This is a genomic window from Streptomyces sp. NPDC044061 (assembly GCF_056434305.1).
The window spans coordinates 32,841-51,124 of the sequence record NZ_JBWKFL010000022.1 but is presented as its reverse complement, the minus strand read 5'-3'; the positions used below and the strand labels follow the sequence as shown (position 1 = coordinate 51,124).

Annotated in this window: 17 protein-coding genes, 1 pseudogene and 1 riboswitch; of the genes and pseudogenes, 6 read left to right on the top strand and 12 right to left on the bottom strand. The window is 70.8% G+C overall.

Features of this window, described 5'->3' with window-relative positions; genetic code table 11:
- Positions 1 to 8 precede the first annotated feature (8 nt).
- A complete protein-coding gene (locus AC07CM_RS31515; RefSeq protein WP_478879868.1) occupies positions 9 to 968 on the bottom strand; it encodes a hypothetical protein in 960 nt (319 codons plus the stop codon).
- A 210-nt stretch (positions 969 to 1,178) separates the two neighbouring features.
- Here AC07CM_RS31515 and AC07CM_RS31510 point away from each other — a divergent pair, with 210 nt between their 5' ends.
- Complete coding sequence (locus AC07CM_RS31510; RefSeq protein WP_478879867.1) at positions 1,179 to 2,960, top strand: hypothetical protein; 1,782 nt, start codon at positions 1,179 to 1,181, stop codon at positions 2,958 to 2,960.
- Between the two features lie 574 nt (positions 2,961 to 3,534).
- Here AC07CM_RS31510 and AC07CM_RS31505 read toward each other — a convergent pair.
- Both AC07CM_RS31505 and AC07CM_RS31500 read right to left on the bottom strand, forming a co-directional pair.
- Positions 3,535 to 4,809, bottom strand: coding sequence for a M20 family metallo-hydrolase (locus AC07CM_RS31505; RefSeq protein ID WP_478879866.1), 1,275 nt, complete (start codon positions 4,807 to 4,809; stop codon positions 3,535 to 3,537).
- Between the two features lie 92 nt (positions 4,810 to 4,901).
- Positions 4,902 to 6,023 carry a diaminopropionate ammonia-lyase gene (locus AC07CM_RS31500; RefSeq protein ID WP_478879865.1) on the bottom strand — a complete coding sequence of 374 codons (1,122 nt, stop codon included), beginning with the start codon at positions 6,021 to 6,023 and terminating at the stop codon, positions 4,902 to 4,904.
- A gap of 119 nt (positions 6,024 to 6,142) precedes the next feature.
- Between AC07CM_RS31500 and AC07CM_RS31495 the strand changes: the two are divergent.
- Positions 6,143 to 7,058 (top strand): annotated as a pseudogene (locus AC07CM_RS31495) (LysR family transcriptional regulator).
- A gap of 86 nt (positions 7,059 to 7,144) precedes the next feature.
- Here the strand turns inward: AC07CM_RS31495 and AC07CM_RS31490 are convergent.
- Both AC07CM_RS31490 and AC07CM_RS31485 read right to left on the bottom strand, forming a co-directional pair.
- On the bottom strand, positions 7,145 to 8,155 hold the full coding sequence (locus AC07CM_RS31490; RefSeq protein WP_478879864.1) for a zinc-dependent alcohol dehydrogenase: 1,011 nt from the start codon (positions 8,153 to 8,155) through the stop codon (positions 7,145 to 7,147).
- Positions 8,148 to 8,579 (bottom strand): tautomerase family protein, encoded by a 432-nt coding sequence (locus AC07CM_RS31485; protein WP_478879863.1) that lies wholly within the window; start codon positions 8,577 to 8,579, stop codon positions 8,148 to 8,150. The genes AC07CM_RS31490 and AC07CM_RS31485 overlap by 8 nt, the downstream gene beginning before the upstream one ends.
- A gap of 76 nt (positions 8,580 to 8,655) precedes the next feature.
- On the opposite strand from AC07CM_RS31485, the gene AC07CM_RS31480 reads away from it, so the two are divergent.
- On the top strand, positions 8,656 to 9,282 hold the full coding sequence (locus AC07CM_RS31480) for a TetR/AcrR family transcriptional regulator (RefSeq protein WP_478879862.1): 627 nt from the start codon (positions 8,656 to 8,658) through the stop codon (positions 9,280 to 9,282).
- A gap of 46 nt (positions 9,283 to 9,328) precedes the next feature.
- Here AC07CM_RS31480 and AC07CM_RS31475 read toward each other — a convergent pair whose 3' ends face one another.
- A complete protein-coding gene (locus tag AC07CM_RS31475) occupies positions 9,329 to 10,204 on the bottom strand; it encodes an LLM class flavin-dependent oxidoreductase (protein WP_478879861.1) in 876 nt (291 codons plus the stop codon).
- A gap of 48 nt (positions 10,205 to 10,252) precedes the next feature.
- A complete protein-coding gene (locus AC07CM_RS31470) occupies positions 10,253 to 11,272 on the bottom strand; it encodes an aldo/keto reductase (RefSeq protein WP_478879860.1) in 1,020 nt (339 codons plus the stop codon).
- A gap of 156 nt (positions 11,273 to 11,428) precedes the next feature.
- Here AC07CM_RS31470 and AC07CM_RS31465 point away from each other — a divergent pair, with 156 nt between their 5' ends.
- On the top strand, positions 11,429 to 12,019 hold the full coding sequence (locus AC07CM_RS31465) for a TetR/AcrR family transcriptional regulator (RefSeq protein WP_478879859.1): 591 nt from the start codon (positions 11,429 to 11,431) through the stop codon (positions 12,017 to 12,019).
- A 48-nt stretch (positions 12,020 to 12,067) separates the two neighbouring features.
- Here AC07CM_RS31465 and AC07CM_RS31460 read toward each other — a convergent pair whose 3' ends face one another.
- Positions 12,068 to 14,140, bottom strand: coding sequence for a SpoIIE family protein phosphatase (locus AC07CM_RS31460; protein ID WP_478879858.1), 2,073 nt, complete (start codon positions 14,138 to 14,140; stop codon positions 12,068 to 12,070).
- 278 nt (positions 14,141 to 14,418) lie between these two features.
- On the opposite strand from AC07CM_RS31460, the gene AC07CM_RS31455 reads away from it, so the two are divergent.
- Positions 14,419 to 15,150: an alpha/beta hydrolase family protein gene (locus AC07CM_RS31455; RefSeq protein ID WP_478879857.1), complete on the top strand. Its 732-nt coding sequence runs from the start codon at positions 14,419 to 14,421 to the stop codon at positions 15,148 to 15,150.
- 108 nt (positions 15,151 to 15,258) lie between these two features.
- Here the strand turns inward: AC07CM_RS31455 and AC07CM_RS31450 are convergent, their stop codons facing one another.
- Together AC07CM_RS31450 and AC07CM_RS31445 are read right to left on the bottom strand one after the other, a co-directional pair.
- A complete protein-coding gene (locus AC07CM_RS31450; RefSeq protein WP_478879856.1) occupies positions 15,259 to 16,032 on the bottom strand; it encodes a CbtA family protein in 774 nt (257 codons plus the stop codon).
- A 25-nt stretch (positions 16,033 to 16,057) separates the two neighbouring features.
- The gene (locus tag AC07CM_RS31445; protein WP_478879855.1) at positions 16,058 to 16,279 is read right to left on the bottom strand and encodes a CbtB domain-containing protein; all 222 of its coding nucleotides are present in this window, start codon (positions 16,277 to 16,279) and stop codon (positions 16,058 to 16,060) included.
- Positions 16,280 to 16,314: 35 nt separating this feature from the next.
- Positions 16,315 to 16,471, bottom strand: a riboswitch (cobalamin riboswitch).
- A 94-nt stretch (positions 16,472 to 16,565) separates the two neighbouring features.
- Between AC07CM_RS31445 and AC07CM_RS31440 the strand changes: the two genes are divergently transcribed.
- Positions 16,566 to 17,147, top strand: a complete 582-nt coding sequence (locus AC07CM_RS31440; protein WP_478879854.1) for a histidine phosphatase family protein — start codon at positions 16,566 to 16,568, stop codon at positions 17,145 to 17,147.
- Between the two features lie 23 nt (positions 17,148 to 17,170).
- Here AC07CM_RS31440 and AC07CM_RS31435 read toward each other — a convergent pair whose 3' ends face one another.
- Positions 17,171 to 17,602: a hypothetical protein gene (locus AC07CM_RS31435; RefSeq protein ID WP_478879853.1), complete on the bottom strand. Its 432-nt coding sequence runs from the start codon at positions 17,600 to 17,602 to the stop codon at positions 17,171 to 17,173.
- Positions 17,603 to 17,686: 84 nt separating this feature from the next.
- The gene (locus AC07CM_RS31430) at positions 17,687 to 18,229 is read right to left on the bottom strand and encodes a DUF2231 domain-containing protein (protein WP_478879852.1); all 543 of its coding nucleotides are present in this window, start codon (positions 18,227 to 18,229) and stop codon (positions 17,687 to 17,689) included.
- Between the last annotated feature and the right edge of the window lie 55 nt (positions 18,230 to 18,284).

Below are 18,284 nucleotides of genomic sequence, written 5' to 3'. Positions count from 1 at the left end.
CGCCGTGCTCAAGGCCCCTCGGACACAAGATTGTTCGTGCTGAGCAGGTTCCCACCGGACGGAGAGCCGGTCGACTTGCGCAGTTCTCCGATGCCCGGATCGCTCACGGACACGATCAGGGTGTAGGGCGGCTGCCCGGTGATGGTGTTCGAGGAGTCGATCGGCGCCTGAAGCTTCTTCATCACCGCGTTGCCGTCGTAGCCGGGGCACAGGGCCTGTACCGGCAGCGTGACCTCGCCGCTGCCGCCGCCGCTCAGATCGATGTGCGTCTTGTCCTTGCCGCGGCCGCCTTCGCTGCTGGAATTCCAGGTGACAGGGAGATTGTGGGCGCCTGCGACGAGTCCGTCCGAGCCCTCGATCTCCACCGCGACTCCCTCCCCGCCCAGGGTCCGGGACACCTTGAGCGGTCCCTTCGGGCCCGGTGCGAAGAGCAGCTCGACGGTGAAGCGGCCGGGTGTGCGGCGGGACAGCCGTTCATAGCCGTAGGAGCCGAGTTCCAGCTGTGGGCCGGGACTCGGGTCGGTGGACTCGGGGGCGGGTGAGGAGGCGGCCGCGGGGAGCGGGAAGTGGTGGTAGCCCTTGGCTCCGCACTGATCGCCGTCGGAGATCCCTCCGCCCGGCAGTGTCACCGCCTTGGCCGGGCCCGACGAGGGCGGCCCTCCCCACGAGAGCAGGTCCTGCTGGTAGGCGCCCAGGAGCACGACGGCGGCCGCGGCCATCCAAGGGACCGCGGCGACCGCCCTGTCGCGGAACACGCGCCCCCTCGCGCTCCGGGCCTTCTGCCCCGCTCCGCGTACGGCCCTCAGCCGTCGGTCCACCATCCTGGCCCGCGCCGACGGTTCCTTCGGTGCGGCGGCGTCGTCGCCTTCGGCTGCATCCCGCAGAAACGCCGCCCATTGCTCGTCGGATATGGAGGACTGGTCCTCTGATCCCTCGTCGGATCCGTCGGGGGGCGGGACGGTGCTCACGGGGCGAAACCCTTCGCTGGGACGGGGCCGGGGCCACTGACGCCGCCATCATGCCGCAACCGTCTCGGTTCGTGATCAGAGGAGAGCACCGAGTACCCACAGGTCATTGCGGAATCATGAACAATCCTCATGTTTCTGTGGACTCCTCGGTGCGGCGCTCTTATGGTCGCGGCGGCGCGACCACCCGTCGTACGCATCCCGAGGAGCCGTATGCCCCGCAGGACACTCAGCCGTGCCCTGGCCGTCGCCCTGGCCGTGGCCGCAGGTACGGCCGTTGCCGGGCCCAAGCCCGCGTCGGCCGACCCGATACCCGAGGCGCCCGGTCACCGGCTGGTCGACGCCTACGCCGGCACCCCGGCCGCCGCGCAGCCGTTGCCGGGCGCGCAGCCCCCGCAGCACCCGTACCTCGCGGCGAACGGCCGGTCCGGGATGCATGCGGACGGCTGGGGCAGCGCCACCTACCCGTGGTCCGGTCCGCTCGGTGATCAACCGCAGGTCGGCAGTGAGCGGATGGCGTTGCTGGGCGGTGAGTGCGCCAACGTGACGTTCGACCGGGCGGGGCGGATCGTCACCGTGTGCGGGACGTTCACCGGGTTCCTGGTCAAGCTGCTCGACCCGCACAGCCTCGCGACCCTGGCGGAGTACAAGCTGCCGCAACGCCCGTCCACGGTGGAGGCGATCACCCGGCTGGACTTTTCGCGGATCTTCAAGGACACGTCCGGCGGCGCGTACTCGTACCTCGACGACGAGGACTGTCTGGTACTCGCGGACTCCCGGCAGCACATCATCCGTCTCGCCCACCAGCAGAAGCCGGACGGCGGCTGGGAGTTCACCGTCACCGACGACTGGGACCTGACGGGGCAGGTTCCCCACGACTGCGTGACATGGACCAACCTGTACCCCAGCGGGAGGTGCGACCCGGTCACCTCCGTCATGCCGGACTGGCGCGGGCGCATCTGGTGGGTCACCCGGCAGGGCCGCATCGGCACCGTCGAGCCCGCCACCGGGACCATCCGCTCCGTCCAGCTGGCAGGCGAGGAGATCCAGAACTCCTTCTCCGTCGCCTCCGACGGCGTGTCGATCGTCTCCGACCACGCGCTGTACGAGTTCACCGCCACGGCGGACGGGACTCCCTCCGTGGTGTGGCGGCAGCCCTACGACCGGGGGACGAGAACCAAGCCCGGCTCCGTGAACCAGGGTTCGGGCACCACCCCGGACATCTTCGGCGACGGCGGGAGGTACGTCGCGATCACCGACAACGCCGACGACCGCATGCACGTCCTCGTCTACCGGCGCGGTACGGACGGCCGCTCCGGACAGCGACTGGTGTGCGCGATCCCGGTCTTCGGATCTGGTGCCTCCACGACGGACAACTCCCTGATCAGCTGGGGAAACAGCCTCGTGGTCGAGAACAACTACGGCTACGAGAACGTCACTTCGCTCACCTTCGGACGGAGCGTCGTCGGCGGGGTCACCCGTATCGACGTCCGCCAGGACGGCAGCGGCTGCGACACCGTGTGGGACAGCGGCGAGCGATCGCCGTCCGTCGTGCCGAAGCTGTCCACGGGCAACGGGCTGCTCTACCTGTACACCAAGGACCCCAACTCCCTGGGCATCGACGCCTGGTATCTCACCGCCGTCGACTTCCGCACGGGGCGAACCCGGTGGAAGCAGCTCGTCGGCACCGGCGCCGGATACGACAACAACTGGGCGCCGATCACCCTGGGGCCGGACGGCACCGCCTACATCGGCGTGTTCAACGGCCTGGCCGCCGTACGCGACGGCGACCGATCCGGCCGGGCGGCGAGGCGGCACCGCGAACGGCTGTCACGCGGGGCGTCAGCGCAGTGCGGCTTCGCCCGCTCGGACCGCCCGCAGGGCGCGCTCGACGGTCTCCTGGTTCTCGCCGACCGGAGCCACGTAGTCGAGGACGCCGCGCGCCGCGTCCTCCCCGAGCGTCCGGGTGATCACCCACGCGGCCAGATACTGTGACGCCAGGCAGCCGCCCGCCGTGGCGATGTTCCCCTCGGCGTGGAACGGCGCGTCCAGCACGGTGACGTCGCAGGCTTCGACGAAGGGCCGGCTCGCCTTGTCCGTGCAGGCGGGCATGCCCTCCAGCAGCCCGAGCCGGGCGAGCACCAGCGCGCCGGAGCACTGCGCCCCGATCAGCTGTCGCGAAGGGTCGAGCGGCAGCCTGGAGATCAGCCGGTCGTCGGAGACCACGTCCCGTGTCTTCACCCCGCTGCCGATCAGCACGACATCGGCTTCGGTCACGAACTCCATGGGGCGCTGCCCCGTCGCCTCGACGCCGTTCATGGAGGTGACCACCGGCGTCGGCGTCGTGATGAAGGCCTCCAGCCCGTCCTTTCGGCACCGGTTGATCAGCGCGGAGGCGATGAAGCTGTCGAGCTCGTTGAACCCGTCGAAGGTGACTACGGCTACCTGCATGACATCTCCTCGAGGCGCGGCGCTGAAGGCGGAGTGTTTCAGGCGCTTCGTCCTGAGGTCGCGGGCCAATCGCCGGTCAGTGGCCCATTCGTCTCCCGCGCAGTGGCCGAGACCGCGGTCAGTCCTGTTCGGCCAGGCGCAGGAGGGTGGTGGCCAGGACGTCGACGCCGTGGGCACAGGCCCGGGGGGTGGAGTACTCGCGCGGGTTGTGGCTGATGCCGTCGTACTCGCCGCGTACGAAGATCATGGCGGTCGGGCAGAGCGCGGCGATCTCCTGAGCGTCGTGGCCCGCGCCGGACAGCAGGGAGATGTGCCGCAGGCCGTGGTCGTCGGCCGCCCGGGCGACGGTCTTGCGCACGCCCTCGTCGAAGGGCACGTCGGCGGTCCTGGCCATCCGTCGGGTGGTCAGTGACAGGCCCGGGCGGCTGTTCTCCAGGTCGCGCAGGAAGGCGGCCAGGGCTGTCTCCGCGCGAGCCATCTGAGCGTCGTCGGGGTTGCGCAGGTCGACCGTCAGCCCGGCGCGGGCCGGGACGATGTTGGTCAGGTCCGGGTGGACGCCGAGGCGGCCGACGGTGGCGCGCAGGTCGCCGTACTCGCCGGAGTCGACCAGGGCCCGCAGGTGGACGATGATCTGCGCGGCCGCGAGGCCGGCGTCGGCGCGCAGGTGCGTGGGCGTGGTTCCGGCGTGGGCGGCGCGGCCGTGGATGGTGATCTCCTGCCAGGAGATGCCCTGTACGCCGGTGACGACACCGATCTCGACATCGTGTTCGGCGAGGACGGGTCCCTGTTCGATGTGGCATTCGACGTAGGCGTGGGGTGGGGCGAGGCGGACGTCCGTGGGGCCGTCGAAGCCGGTGCGGGTGAGTTCGGCGCCGAGGGTGATGCCGTCGCGGTCGATCAGGGCGTGGGCGTGGGCGTGGGTGAGGCGGCCGGCGGCCACGGCGCTGCCGAGCATGTCGGTGCCGAAGCGGACTCCTTCCTCCTCGGTGAAGACACCGACCTCGATCGGGTGGCGGGTGGTGATGCCGTGTTCGTCGAGGGTTCGGACGACCTCGATGCCGCCCAGGACGCCGAGGCAGCCGTCGAAGGCGCCGGCGGTGGCGACGCTGTCGATGTGCGAGCCGGTCAGGACGGGGGCCGCGGTCGGGTCCGTGCCCTCGCGGCGGCCGTAGATGTTCCCCATCCGGTCGATGCGGACGGTCAGGCCGGCCTGTTCCATCCATGCGATGACCTGGCGGCGCGCGGCGGCGTCCGCGTCGGTGAGCGCCAGGCGGTTGACCCCGCGCAAGCCGGTGCGTCCGTCGTCGTACGCGCCGATCTCGGCGAGGTCCATCAGGGACTGCCACAGGCGGTCGCCGTCGACGGTGATCGTGTCGGAGGTGGGGTCTGTCATGAACTGTTTCCCGGTGGTTGTCGAGAGCGGTGGGTGCGGTGGGTGCGGTGGTGCATCGCACAGGTCTTGCGGGTCTTACGGGTCGTGCTGGTTCAGTGGTCGGTGGCCGAGTGCGGGTTGGCGGCCCTGCCCTCGGTGCTCAGGAGGACGACGACCGAGGTCGCGTCGAGCCCCAACGCCGTACGGCGTCGGTCGGCGCCCGAGCCGGTGAGTGCCGCCAGGAGACCGGCGAGCGCCGCCGCCCCGCAGGGACCCGAGGAGACCCCGAGAGCGGCAAGGCGAGCGGCCGCGCGGGCGCCGGCGGTGTCGGGGACGGCGATCGCCGCATCGAGTCCGTGGTGCAGATGGGGCCAGGCAATGCTGGACGGGGTACCGCAGTTCAGGCCCGCCATGGTGGTGGCCGCGGTGGTGACACTGACGGGTTCACCGAGGGTGAGGCTTTCCAGGACGCAGGCGGCGGTCTCCGGCTCCACCGACATCAGCGCGGGCGCACGTCCGGAAGGGCGGCTGCGGTAGTGGGTGACCACGGCCTGGGCCAGTGACCCCACCCCTACCGGTACGGAGACGAGGTCCGGGCCTTCGGCGACCCCTCGGGCCGCCAACTGCTCGTCGATCTCCGCGCAGAGAGTGGAATAGCCCTCGACGATCCAACCCGGGATCTGTTCGTAGCCCGGCCAGGCGGTGTCCTGCACCAGGACGGCGTCGGGGCCGGCGGCCTCCTCGGCCGCGAGGCGCACGGCCTCGTCATAGGGCCCCGGTACCTCGGTGACCTTCGCCTGCTCGGCCACGATGGCCGCCACGGCCTCCGGATGCACCCCCTGCGGCACGAAGACGTGTGCGCGCTGCCCGAGCAGGCGCGCCATACGGGCCACCGCCCTGCCGTGGTTGCCGTCGGTGGCGGTCACCAGGGTGAGCGGGCCCGGCTCCTCGCTGGTCGCGGCCCGCTCGGCGAGGGTGCGGTGAATCGCCCAGGACGCGCCCAGAGCCTTGAACGCGGGCAGGCCCAGGCGGCACGACTCGTCCTTGACGAAGGCCCTGCCCACCCCCAGTTCCTGTGCCAGTGGCGGAAGTTCGGTGAGCGGAGTGAGGGAGTAGTCGGGCAGGGAGGAGTGGAAGGCCCGTGCCTGGGCGGGGGCGGGTGCACACCGCCACAGCCGGGCGGTGGGCCGCGCGAGCCACGGCAACGTGCGCAGGGAGGAAGCGTTCTCGGACACACGTAAAGGCTGCGGCAGTCTCCATGATCGGTCCAGCGAATGTTTCCGACCTATACTCGTCGGAGGAACCGACCATTCGGAGCGGGGGCGTCGCACGGCGGGGAGAGAGCGGCCCACCCATGTTCGACCTGCACCGACTGCGCCTGTTGCGCGAACTCAAGCACCGGGGCACCCTCGCGGCCGTCGCCGCCGCCCTGTCGTACGCCCCCTCCTCCGTCTCCCAGCAACTCGCACAGCTCGAGACCGAGGTCGGCGTCCCGCTGCTGGAACCGGTGGGGCGGCGGGTGCGGCTGACCGAGCAGGCCGAGATCCTCGTCGCGCACACCGAGGCGGTCCTCGAACGCCTGGAGCGCGCGGAGGCGGACATCGCCACCTCCCTGACCGACCTGACCGGCACGCTGCGCGTCGCCTCGTTCCAGACGGCCGCCCTGGCCCTGGTGCCGACCGCGCTCGGCCTGCGACCTGTATCCGCGGCTACGCGTCCACGTCACGCACATGGAGCCGGAGAGGGCTCTCTCCGCTCTGCAGGCCCGCGACTTCGACCTCGTCCTCGCCGAGGAGTACCCCGGCAACCCCAACCCACGGCCCGCCGAACTGGAACAGGAGGACCTACTCGACGACGCGCTCCAGCTCGCCACGCCCGAAGCGTTCGGCGCCTCGGGCCCGGAGAGCCCGATGGCGGTGCTGCGCTCACTGGGCGGCCACGCGTGGGTGATGGAGCCCGAGGGCACGACCGCACGGCACTGGGCCATGACCTTGTGCCGCAACGCCGGTTTCGAACCCGACGTACGGTTCGAGACCACCGATCTGCTGCTCCACCTCCGCCTCGTCGAGCAGAATCACGCCGTCGCCTTCCTGCCCGACCTGCTCTGGAACGGACAGCCCGCGACCGTCACCCTGCGGCCACTCCCCCGAGGTCAGCGCACCCGTCGCATCTTCACCGTCGTACGCCGCGGCCGCAGCAGGCACCCCGCGGTCCTCGCCTGCCGTGAGGCTCTCCGCCGCGCGGTCGCCCTCCGCTCCGACGAGGCGTAGGGGCGCGGCTCACCTCCGGACAAGGCCTGTCGACCGAGCGCGCGAGGGTGCGCAGGGGCGGGACGGGCCGCCCGCTCCTCCCTCGGTCAGGCATCGGGTCGGACGAAGACGGGCTTGAGGTGCTTCTCCGGCAGGGCGCTGGGCAGGTCCTCCCAGTCGATGACGTGGGAGACCACCTTCTCGGGGGCCACCTTGCCGGAGGCGGCGAGTTCGAGGGCGTCGGGGATGTGGGCGCGCACGTTGTCGCGTGCGATGCGCAGGGTGACGCCGGTGAGGTACATGTCGAGCAGGGGCAGCTCGCCGGGGCGGAAATGGTTGCCCGCGGACTCGCAGATCCCTTCCGGGGTCAGGCACTTGACGGCCAGGGCGAGCTGGTCGACGCGACCGGTGGCCTCCACGGCGATGTCGTAACCCTGCGCAACCGGTTCCAGGGCTTCGGCGGTGGCGGCTCCGAAGGTACGGGCGAGGGCGCGGTGTTCGGGGTCGGGGTCGACGTAGAGCACGTCGGAGGCGCCCAGCGCGCGGGCGATGTCGCACACGTACAGGCCGATGCCGCCACGGGCGACGACCAGGACCCGGGCACCGGGCCGGGACTTGAGGTGGGGGGCGACCAGGCGCCGGGCCAGGGACCAGTTGTCGCCGGCCGATGCCATGGCAACCGGGTCCAGACCGGTGGGCAGCGGCACCAGCATGGCGTCGGCGTACGGCACACGGACCAGGTCGGAGAAGAGCCCGCCCCAGCTGCCGCCGATCGGAGCGCCGTACATCGCCATGTAGGGCACGGTGGTGCAGTGGGCGGTCAGGCCTGCCCGGCAGCGGTCGCAGGTGCCGCAGTTGATGGACCAGGGGACTACGACCAGGTCCCCTGGGGCCACGGTGGTGAGGGCGTCACCGGTCTCGACGACCCGGGCGACGCACTCGTGGCCGAGGGCGAAGGGCGGCTCGATGAAGCCGTGCCCGGCGAGGATGGAGGAGTCCACGTCGCAGGGGGTGGCGGCCACCGGCGCGACGATCGCCTCCCCGTCGGACCGGAGTTTCGGGTCGGGTGTCTCGCGCCATTCGACGGTGCGCCGGGCGACGTAGGTCAGTTCACGCATCGGCGCGCTGCCCCTTCGCCAGTGCCACCAGGTCGGCGTAGCGGACGACGGAGCCGCCGGCGCCCCAGGTGCCGTCGGGCTGTTCGTGCACCAGCTCCCACACCCGCAGGGCCTGGTCCTGGTCGAGTCCGGCGGCGGCCAGGACGGTCTTCGTCGTCTCCTCGACCAGGCCGGCCTTGCGGCGCTCGGACAGGGCCCCCTGGGGGACGGTGACCTCCACCAGGAAGCGAGGGGCGTCGTCCTCGGCGGTGGTCTGGGCGCCCTCTGGCATCTCTATGAGGTAACTCCACGCCTGGGCGCGGAAGAACGCCGTGTCGGGTGCGCCCTCCCAGCGCAGCAGCACCGTTGCGAGGTCACGCTGAACGCCCTGTCGGCCCTCTTCGGTCAGGACACCGGCGGGGGCTGTGAGCCGGATCGACGGCATGGGCACACCTCTCTCTTCGGTCCGTTCGACGCCATGCGTCTATGACAGTCGTTATAGACGGCGGTCACGCTAGACTATGACGGTCGTTATATCCAGGGAACCGGAAGGGATCGCGTACGTGACCAAGCCCAGCCCGTCGGCGCGCGAGCGGATCGTGGCCGGCGCGGCCGACATGATCAGCCGGCGCGGCCTGAACGCGACGAGCATCCGTGAGACGGCCAAGCACGCCAGGGCACCGCTCGGCTCGACGTACCACTACTTCCCCGAAGGCAAGCAGCAGTTGGCCACCGAGGCCGTCCGCTACACGGGCGAGTGGGTCGCCCGCAGCCTGCGCAAGGAGTTGGAGGCGGGTCCGGTCGCCGGCCTGCGGGCCTTCCTCGCCCTGTGGCGCAAGATCGTGGTCGGCAGCGACTTCCGGGCCGGCTGTCCGGTCCTCGCCGTCTCGATCGAGGAGCCCCCCGCCGACGAGACGCCCGCCGCGCTGGCGGCCGCCGCTGACGTCTTCGCCGAATGGGAGGGCCTGCTGGCCGCCTCACTGCGCGAGCACGGCGCCGAACCCGGACAGGCGGCACAGTTTGCCACGCTCGTCGTCGCGGCCGTCGAGGGAACCGTGGCCATGTGCCGCGCCAAGCGCAGCACGGAGCCCCTCGACCACACCGCGGAGCAACTGCAGGCACTCATCCTGGTCACGATCAAGGACTGACCGGACGACCGTGCGCCGCGGATCGTGGGACGTACCGCGACGGGCGTCAGTCCGACGTGCCGATGAGCTGATCGGTGACCCACCGTGCGACCCCGTCGGGGTACGGCGCCGAGAGTCCGAGGACGATGTGCCGGAAGCCGGCGTCGATCGCTTCGCCGATGGCCTTCCGGGTGGTGTCGGGCCGGTCGTAGGAGACGGGCAGGTGGATCGAGCGGGCGATCGCGGCGGGGTCGCGGCCGATCTCGGCGCAGTGGCGGTCGAGCAGTGCGCCGCGGCGGACGACGTCGTCGATGTCACCGCCCGGGATGTTCCACAGGTCGGCGTGCTCGGCGGCCACCCGCAGGGTCGCGGACGAGCGTCCGCCGATGAGGATCGGCGGGTGCGGGCCCTGGACGGGTTTGGGGTTGCCGAGCGCTCCGGTGAGGTGGTGGTGGGTGCCGTGGAAGTCGAACGGTTCGGTCTCGGTCCACAACCGCCTTATCAGCACGCAGGCTTCGGCGAGGCTCGCCACGGCTTGCGCGGAGTCGTGGAAGGGCAGGCCGTGCGCTTCGTATTCACGCCGGGCCAGGGGATGGCTCGGACGTGAACCGACGCCGATGCCGAAGTCGAGCCGTCCGCCGGAGACGATGTCGACGGTCGTGGCGATCTTGGCCAGCATCGCGGGCGGCCGGAACCGGTTGCTGGTCACCAGTACGCCGATCCGCAGTCGCCGGGTGAGGGCGGCAAGCGCCGAAAGCAGGGTCCAGCCCTCGTAGGCCGGTCCGCCCGGGTCGCCGCCGATCGGCATGAGGTGGTCGAACAGCCACGCGTGCTCGATCTCCGGGATCGTGTCCGCCTCGCGCCAGACCCGCAGGACGTCGCGGTAGTCGACCTGCGATGGGGCGGTCATGATCCCGAAACGGGGCCGAGGTGTGTACGGCATGGAGGTGTCGGTCCTTTCGGGGAGGGGGCGGACGCCGCCCTCGGACGGTCAGCGGCGCCGCAGTGCCGGGTCGAGCAGCGCGGGCGGAGCGTCGTGCTTCTCGTGTGCGGCCAGGTCGACACCCGGGGCGACGATCGTGTCGATCGCGTCGAGTACGTCGCCGGAGAGCACGGTGTCGGCGGCGGCGAGTTGCGAGTGCAGGTGGTCCAGCGTGCGGGGACCGATGATCGCTCCGGTCACGGCGGGGTGGGCGGTCACGAATCCGAGCGCGAGCTGGATCATCGTGAGTCCGGCCTCGTCGGCGACCTTGGCCAGCCGCTCGACGGCATCGAGCCTGGCCCGGTTGGCGGGGACGGCGGTGTCGAAGCGTTCCGGCATGAACGCCGAGCGGCTGGTGGTGACTTCCCGGCCCTCGCGGATCGCACCCGACAGCCAGCCCGAGGCCAGAGGACTCCACACCAGCACGCCGAGCCCGTACTCCTCGGTGACGGGCAGTACGTGGGTCTCGATCCCCCGCTGCAGGATCGAGTAGCTGGGCTGTTCGGTGACGTAACGGCTCAGGTGGTGCTCTCGGGCGGCCCACTGGGCCTGCACGATGCGGTACGCCGGGAAGGTCGAGGAGCCGAAGTAGCGGATCTTTCCCGCGCGTTGCAGGTCGGTCAGGGCAGACAGCGTCTCCTCGTCACTGGCGCTCGGGTCCCACCGGTGGATCTGGTAGAGATCGATGTGGTCGACACCGAGACGGCGCAGGCTGTCGTCCAGCGCGGTGACCAGCCAGCGGCGCGAACTGCCGCGATGGTTGCGCTCGTCGCCCATGGGCATGTTGGCCTTCGTGGCCAGCACGATGTCGTCGCGGCGGCCCGCGACGGCTTTGCCGACCATCTCTTCGGATTCGCCGTCGCTGTACCTGTCGGCGGTGTCGATGAGGTTGATGCCGCTCTCCAGGGCGGCGTCGACGATGGCGGTGGCCTCGTCCTGGGTGGTGCGCCCGATCCTGCCGAAGTTCATGGCGCCGAGCGCGAGGGTGCTGACCTGAACGCCGGTGCGGCCCAAGGTGCGGTACTGCATGACCGTGTTCCTCCATTAGGGGTGAAGCATGGGTGACAAGACATGACTGGTTGACGGGCTCCGGCTCTGCCATCATGAACAAGCGGAACCCCGTTCCACTAACGATACGGAACAGCGTTCCGTTTTGGCAAGGTCGGCAGTGAAGGGAACGGCGCGGTGAGCGACAACGACAAGGGCGCAGGGCAGGCGACCCCGTCCAAGCGCAAGGACGCGCGGCGCAACAAGGAGGCTCTGCTCGACGCGGCGGCCGCGGTCTTCGTCAGCTCGGGCGTGGAGGCGCCGGTACGCGACATCGCGGCCAAGGCCGGCGTCGGCCTGGGCACGATCTACCGGCACTTCCCCACGCGAGCGGACCTCATCATCGCCGTCTACCGGCACCAGGTCGACGCCTGCGCGGAGGCCGGGCCGGCCCTGCTGGCGAGCAGCGCGACCCCGCACGCCGCGCTGGAGGAGTGGATCAGCCTCTTCGTCGACTTCCTGGTCACCAAACACGGACTCGCCGCCGTGCTGCAGTCCGACAGCACCGGCTTCGAGACGCTGCACGCCTACTTCCTCGACCGCCTCGTACCCGTCTGCACCCAGCTGCTCGACGCGGCGTCCGCCGCCCGTGAGATCCGCTCCGACCTCAGGGCCCACGAGCTCATGCGGGGCGTCGGGAACCTCTGCATCGGCGCGGACAGCGATCCCGACTACGACCCACGCCGACTGGTACAGCTCCTCATCGCCGGGCTGCGCCGGCCGCGGTGACCAGCGGCCGGGCGACTGATCAGCAGCGCCGCACCCGCCGGTGACCGCTCAGGACCGGGCGCGGGCGATGAGCAGCGCGACGTCGTCCTCGCCACCGGGCGCGCGCAAGATCTCCAGAATGCGGTCGCAGGTGCCTTCCAGATCGTGGTCACGTGTCGCGGTGAGGGTGTCGAGGAGGGTGTCCAGGCGGGTATCGATGGGTTCACTACGGGTTTCGACCAGGCCGTCGGTGTAGAGGGCCAGCTCGTCGCCGGGCCGGAAGGTGATCGTCGCGGCCTCGAAGGGGACGCCGCCGACGCCCAGTGGTGCGCCGGCGGGAAGGTCGAGCAGTTGTGCCGGCTGACCGCGACGCATCAGGACCGGGGGCAGGTGGCCGGCGAGGCAGATCTCGCACTGGCCCCGGTGAGGGTCGTAGACGCAGTAGATGCAGGTGGTGATGGTCTGCTCGACACCTTCGGTCAGGTGATCGAGGTGACGAAGGGCCTCGGCGGGGGCGAGGGCGAGTTCGGCGAAGGCGCGGGCGGCGCTGCGGAGTTGGCCCATGGTGGCGGCGGCGCCGATGCCGCTGCCCATCACGTCCCCGACGACCAGCGCGGTCTTGTCCCCCCTGAGCGGTATGGCGTCGTACCAGTCGCCACCGATCTCGCTCGCGGCACCGGCAGGCTGGTAGCGGCAGGCGACCTCGAGGCCAGGCAGGTCCGACGGGCGCTCGGGCAGCAGGCTGCGCTGAAGGGTGAGGGCCGCACGGCGCTGAGCCTGGTATCCGCGGGCATTGTCGATGCAGACCGCGGCTCGCGCGGCCAACTCCAGGGCGAGGAACACGTCCTCGTCGTCGAAGGGTGCGGGGTTCCGGATGCGCTTGAGGTCGAGAGCGCCGAGGACTTCACCCCGCGCCATGAGCGGTACGGCCAGGTAGGAGTGCACGCCGGCCGCCTCGAGGAGGGAGGCAGCCTCGCCATGCCGGGCGATGCGGTCGAGATCCCGGCGCGTGGTGTGGGGTACCAGAACCGGTTGGCGGGTGCGTACACACTGGGTGATCAGCCGGTCGCTGTCGTAGGAGGCGAGTCCGCCCGGCGAGTCGGCCGCGCGGATCGCCTCGGTGGAGTGGGCCGCGCTGACGGCGAGGGCGCGGAAGAGGGCCGGGCCCTCGTCCGGCCCGGCCGGACCGTCCAGGGCGCTGTCGAGCACGTCCACGGCGGACACGTCGGCCAGGACCGGTACGACGACGTCGGCGAGCTCGCGTGCTGTCGTTTCCAGGTCGAGGGTGGTGCCCACGGAGGCGGAAGCCCTGGCGATCAATGCCAGCCGCTGCCGGGCCCGTGCCGCCTCCGCAGCGGCTCGATGGCGCTCGGTGACGTCGATGACGGAATAGGCCAGGCCCAGCACCCGCCCACCGGAGTCCTCCAGCCGGTAGTACGAGACGCACCAGGCATGCTCGTGTTCCGGATCGGCGGGGGGACAACAGACGATTTCCCGGTCCGCCACCCACTCGCCCGTCTCCAGGACCCGGCGCAGGCGCGCCTCTGGGTCCGTGTCCAGGTAGGTCAGGACCTCGCCTGCAGTCCGGCCGAGACGCTCGGAGGCAGGCTGACCGGTGATGCGTTCGAGAGCGGGATTCACGGCCACGTACCGCAGGTCCGAGTCCAGAATGGCCAGCCCGACCGGGGACTGCGACACCAGACGCATGGCCAGTGCGGCATCCCGCTCGACCCGCTTCACAGTGGCCTGGTCCGCGGCAAGGCCCAGGAGATAGACGTCACCGAGGTCGTCCAGCAGCCGCATGTTGCGGAACTCCACCAGGCGCGTACTGCCGTCCTTGCGCCGGATCGGGAAGGCCCCGGCCCACTCGGTGCCGGATTCCATGACCTCGGCGAACAGCGCCATCACTTGGTGCTGGTGTTCCTCGTGGACCGTCAGCCGTACCGCGTGCCGGCCCAGCGCTTCCGCCGCGGTGTAGCCGAACAGCTCCTCGGCCTTCGGACTCCAGAAGACCACCTGGCCCTTGGTATTCAGCACCACCGCGGCGACGCCGAGCAGATCGAGCAGGCCGCTGGGCGGCGTGGCGGGACCCGCCCCTGGCCGGCCGTCGCCGCCTGCTCGGGAGGAGTCCGTCGTGCCCATACCTCGTGTCCCTTCCCGCTCGGCGCCTCGGCTCGTGCCGTACCGGCGGGCGTTCTGCCTGCATCCATGGTCGTCCCAGACAGGGCAGCCCACACCTGGACGTGGGCTCCTCGCCGAACTCGATCAGTCTTGATCCTCCCCCGTGGTACGTTCGGCGACGCCGTGCTCCGCTGCGAACCGAGGAGGTGAGACCGATCAACGCTGTGACAGGTCGGGGCTCCCTCCCTTGCATGGTTTAGGGAGTGCCCGCAGAAGGCATCCCGAAAGGCTGAAACGCCATGCGCTTCACCTCTGAGACGTCGTCCGACGGTGTCTCCGAACAACTCTTCGTCCTCGGTGAGATTCCCGGCGTGCTGTGGACGCCGGAAGGCGCCGCCGGTACTCGCCCCCTGATCCTGATGGGCCACGGCGGCGGCCGGCACAAGAAGGACCCCGAGATGATGGCCCGTGCGCGCCGCCTCGTGAGCGAGTGCGGTTTCGCGGTCGCCGCGGTCGACGTGCCTGGCCATGGCGACCGGCCCAAGGACGAGGAGTACGACCGGATCGCGACCGAGAATCACGCTCGCGTGGAGGCCGGAGAGGAACTGGCTCCGCTGATCGCCGGTTTCCAGGCGCTCGTGGCTCGCCAGACCGTGTCGGAATGGCGGGCGGTCCTGGACGCGGTCCAGGAACTGGACCACGTCGGCACTGGCCCGGTGGGCTATTGGGGTGTGTCGTTGGGTTGTGGACTCGGCGTTCCGTTCGTCGCCGCCGAACCCCGGGTCCGCGCGGCGGTGTTGGGCCTGGGCGGGGCACTGGCAGCGGCCGAGGCCGCCGCGCGGATCACCGTCCCGGTGGAGTTCCTGGTGCAGTGGGACGACGAGCGGGTGCCGAGGGCCCACAGCCTGGCGCTGTTCGACGCCTTCGCCTCGGCCGAGAAGACGCTGCACGCCAACCCCGGCAAGCACGGAGACGTCCCGTCGTTCGAACTGGACAGCACGCTGCGGTTCTTCGCCCGCCACCTCTGCTGACACCTCAACTCGCAGTGCGGCTGCGCCGATCGGAATCGTTCCGATCGGCGCGTGCCGCGACCATGCGACGGCGTCGCCGATACGGTCACGGCCGGGCCGTGTGCGTCGTCAGCGGGGAGCCGGTGTCGCTTCCGTCCCGGCGCTCGCCGGCCGCGCGGCCGGCTGTCGGACGTTCTTCGGGTTGAGGACCCGCTCCGCCAGCAGCCCGAAGACGAGCCCGAAGGCGGTCCACAGGGTCAGCTGGATGGCGAGGGCCGCCAGGCGGAACTGCCAGAGCAGGGTGGCCGAGAAGTCCTTCGGGACCTCGTTGACGGCCGGCAGGAACGCGTACGCCAACCCGATGGCCAGGACGAAGAACGCCCCCGCGGCCACCGTTGCGTTCCAGTTGCCCAGGCGCGGTGCGAGGCGCTTGCCGAGGATCACGGTGGCGATCGCCAGGAGCACGCTGAGCAGCATCATCAGGAAGTACAGGGTGGTGCGCCTGCCGATGGTGTCGGGTTCGCCGACGGACGGCGGGTTGGCCGGGTACTTCAGGAACGGCACGACATACACCGTGATCAGGCCGGCGGTCGCCAGGAGCAGCGCGCTCGCGCGCGGCCCGAAGCGGCCGATCCGGCCCAGCGCGAAGCAGTACGCGAGGGCGGCGATGCCGCCGAACGCGACCCCGTAGACGAGGACGCCGGTGGTCAGGCCACCGGTGGACTGCATCGTGCGGCTCACGGCTTCCATGCCGTGTTCATGGGAGTGCGCCTCTTCGTAGGCGATGGCCGAGTCGACGCGCGGCTCGCCGAGGAAGTAGGCGACGACGAGGGCGAGCACACCCGCGGCGAGTCCCGCGAGCATGCCACGCACCAGGAGATGGCGGACGGTTGCCGAGTTCATGGTCGGACCTTGCTTCCCTGCCCTGTCAGTGGCAGGGGAAGCCGAGCAGGTGTCGGGCGTCGTGCACCCACTCGTGGACGTCCTCGCCGGACATCACGGACGTGGCGCCCTGCTCGGCGCCGACGAAGTAGAGCAGGACAAGCATCAGGATGCCGAAGAAGACCGCCCAGGGGGCGATCGCGCTGATCGGCAGCTTGGCTGGGATGGCGGTGGGGGCGGTGGTCGGCTGAGCGACGGACTGCGCCATGGCAGAACCTCCTGGGGAACTCGCGTCCCGTCTCGGTGGTGCACAGGACAACGGAGCGGGTCTGACTTTCCCTGCCCACACCGCGAGCGGTGTGAACGGGGCATACAGTGGCGCGACCGTGCCGGATTCCCACCGGCTTCCGCGTTCCGTCGTCTATTTCGCCGAGAACGTACCGCGAAGCGGAGGCGCGGCCAAGGGCGCACGGGGCGCTCACGAGCGCCCCTCGGGCCGCCGTTCACTGTGAATTCCCTGTCGTTGCAGGGCTGTAGACCATGAGAGCGAGTTCGTGACCAGTCGAGTGATCTTGATCTCACCAGCCATGAACGTGGCCCTGCGCAAGGCCCGTTTCGACGACGGGTGTTCCCTTGACGAGGGTGGTACGGCCCGGGCCCGTTCGGCGGCGCCGCTTCTCCCACGGGCCGGGCGAGCGCTCGTCGCCCCCACCGTACGCTGCCGGCAGACCGCTTCGGCGCTGGGTCTCGACGCCGGCGAAGCACCCGAACTGGCGGGCCTGGACGTGGGCCGCTGGCGGGGCCGGACGCTCGCCGAGGTGAGCGCCGCCGAACCGGAGGCCGTAGCCGTGTGGCTGGCCGACCCGGCGGCTGCTCCGCACGGCGGCGAGTCGGTACGGGAGTTGGGCAGACGGATCGCGGACTGGCTCGACCAGGCTGGGCGGTTCTCCGGCCGGACTGTCGCGGTGGTCGAACCGGACGTCGTACGAGCCGCGACCGTCCAGGTGCTGGGAGCACCGGAGTCGGCCTTCTGGCGGATCGACGTACCGCCGCTGGGCGCGGTCGAGTTCAGCGGCCGCGCCGGCCGTTGGAACCTGGCACTCGGCAGACCGCTCGACCGGGCCGGCGACGGCTGAGCACCCGGTGGCGTCGCTCCGCCTCAGCTGCCGCCCACTCCCAGCGTCGCCAGGAGCACCAGCACCAGCGTCGCGGCGCCCAGGATGCCGTGCACGGCCACCACGGGAACGGGCAGGTGCCGTTCCGCGGGCGTGGTCTCCTCCCCCGCAGTGCCCGGGGCGGCGGTCCGGTACACGGGCACCCAGCGGGCGAACATCGCGAAGCCGAGCAGGGCGACGAAGACGAGGACGACGAAGGACGTCCACGCCAGCGCTGACCGGTCGGCGGCCAGGTAGACGATCCAGACCACCAGTCCGGCCGCCGCGAGCAGGAAGTGACCGAAGACGAGGGGCGCCGGGAAGCGGGTCGTACCGGTCTGCTGCTGCCGCAGCCCGCCGCGGGAGATCCAGCGGGCGAGGAGGACGAATCCGCCGAGGGCGGTGACCACCCAGGCGACAAGAGCGGCGATGTCCATGTCGTTCTCCAGGGTTCGGATTGCGGAGACTGCAAGGGCGGAGCGAAGTGGGGGCGAAGTGGGGGGCGAACTGCGGAGCCGCGCTCAGGAGCCGTGGCCCGTGCGGTAGCCCTCGGCCTGCACGGACTCCTCGGCCACGCGCACGCCATAGCGGTAGGCGAGTTTGCCGCCGAGATAGCCGGACAGGCCGAGGGCGGCGAGCGAGACGACGGAGAGCGCCAGCTGCCCGTAGCCGACGCCCTGCCCCACCGGGTATCCGCCGCTCTGCCGCCAGGCGAAACCGGCCGCGTACGCGACGGTGACGGCGAGGTTCAGGGCCATGTGCACCAGACCCGTACGGAAGGCCGGCGTGCCCGTGGGGATCGCGAACAGGTCGAGGAAGCCGACGCACGCCGCCGCCAGCGCCCCGAGCACGCCGATGGCGATCAGCCAGGCCGATCCATGGGTCAGGAAGGCGGGTCTGCCGACGATCCGCGAGGCGATGTCGAAGACCAGGCTGGACACCCAGGCACCGATGGGCACGGTGACCAGGATGGGATGGAAGGGATGTCCGTACGGGCCCGCGAGCGCGCCGCTGACCGGCCGTTTCGCCTGCTGCAGACCCCTGAGATCACTGTTCACGGTCATACGGCACCTCGTCTCTGAGCTGCCCGTCCGATATTTCACCAACAATTGTTGGTCT

What these genes read in the sequence shown, in the direction of transcription:
- AC07CM_RS31505 (WP_478879866.1), bottom strand. Translation starts at nt 4,809, where the DNA reads ATGACAGACCCCACCTCCGACACGATCACCGTCGACGGCGACCGCCTG.
- AC07CM_RS31460 (WP_478879858.1), bottom strand. Translation starts at nt 14,140, where the DNA reads ATGGGCACGACGGACTCCTCCCGAGCAGGCGGCGACGGCCGGCCAGGG.
- AC07CM_RS31445 (WP_478879855.1), bottom strand. Translation starts at nt 16,279, where the DNA reads ATGGCGCAGTCCGTCGCTCAGCCGACCACCGCCCCCACCGCCATCCCA.
- AC07CM_RS31450 (WP_478879856.1), bottom strand. Translation starts at nt 16,032, where the DNA reads ATGAACTCGGCAACCGTCCGCCATCTCCTGGTGCGTGGCATGCTCGCG.
- AC07CM_RS31475 (WP_478879861.1), bottom strand. Translation starts at nt 10,204, where the DNA reads ATGCCGTACACACCTCGGCCCCGTTTCGGGATCATGACCGCCCCATCG.
- AC07CM_RS31430 (WP_478879852.1), bottom strand. Translation starts at nt 18,229, where the DNA reads ATGACCGTGAACAGTGATCTCAGGGGTCTGCAGCAGGCGAAACGGCCG.
- AC07CM_RS31480 (WP_478879862.1), top strand. Translation starts at nt 8,656, where the DNA reads ATGACGGTCGTTATATCCAGGGAACCGGAAGGGATCGCGTACGTGACC.
- AC07CM_RS31510 (WP_478879867.1), top strand. Translation starts at nt 1,179, where the DNA reads ATGCCCCGCAGGACACTCAGCCGTGCCCTGGCCGTCGCCCTGGCCGTG.
- AC07CM_RS31485 (WP_478879863.1), bottom strand. Translation starts at nt 8,579, where the DNA reads ATGCCGTCGATCCGGCTCACAGCCCCCGCCGGTGTCCTGACCGAAGAG.
- AC07CM_RS31490 (WP_478879864.1), bottom strand. Translation starts at nt 8,155, where the DNA reads ATGCGTGAACTGACCTACGTCGCCCGGCGCACCGTCGAATGGCGCGAG.
- AC07CM_RS31455 (WP_478879857.1), top strand. Translation starts at nt 14,419, where the DNA reads ATGCGCTTCACCTCTGAGACGTCGTCCGACGGTGTCTCCGAACAACTC.
- AC07CM_RS31435 (WP_478879853.1), bottom strand. Translation starts at nt 17,602, where the DNA reads ATGGACATCGCCGCTCTTGTCGCCTGGGTGGTCACCGCCCTCGGCGGA.
- AC07CM_RS31470 (WP_478879860.1), bottom strand. Translation starts at nt 11,272, where the DNA reads ATGCAGTACCGCACCTTGGGCCGCACCGGCGTTCAGGTCAGCACCCTC.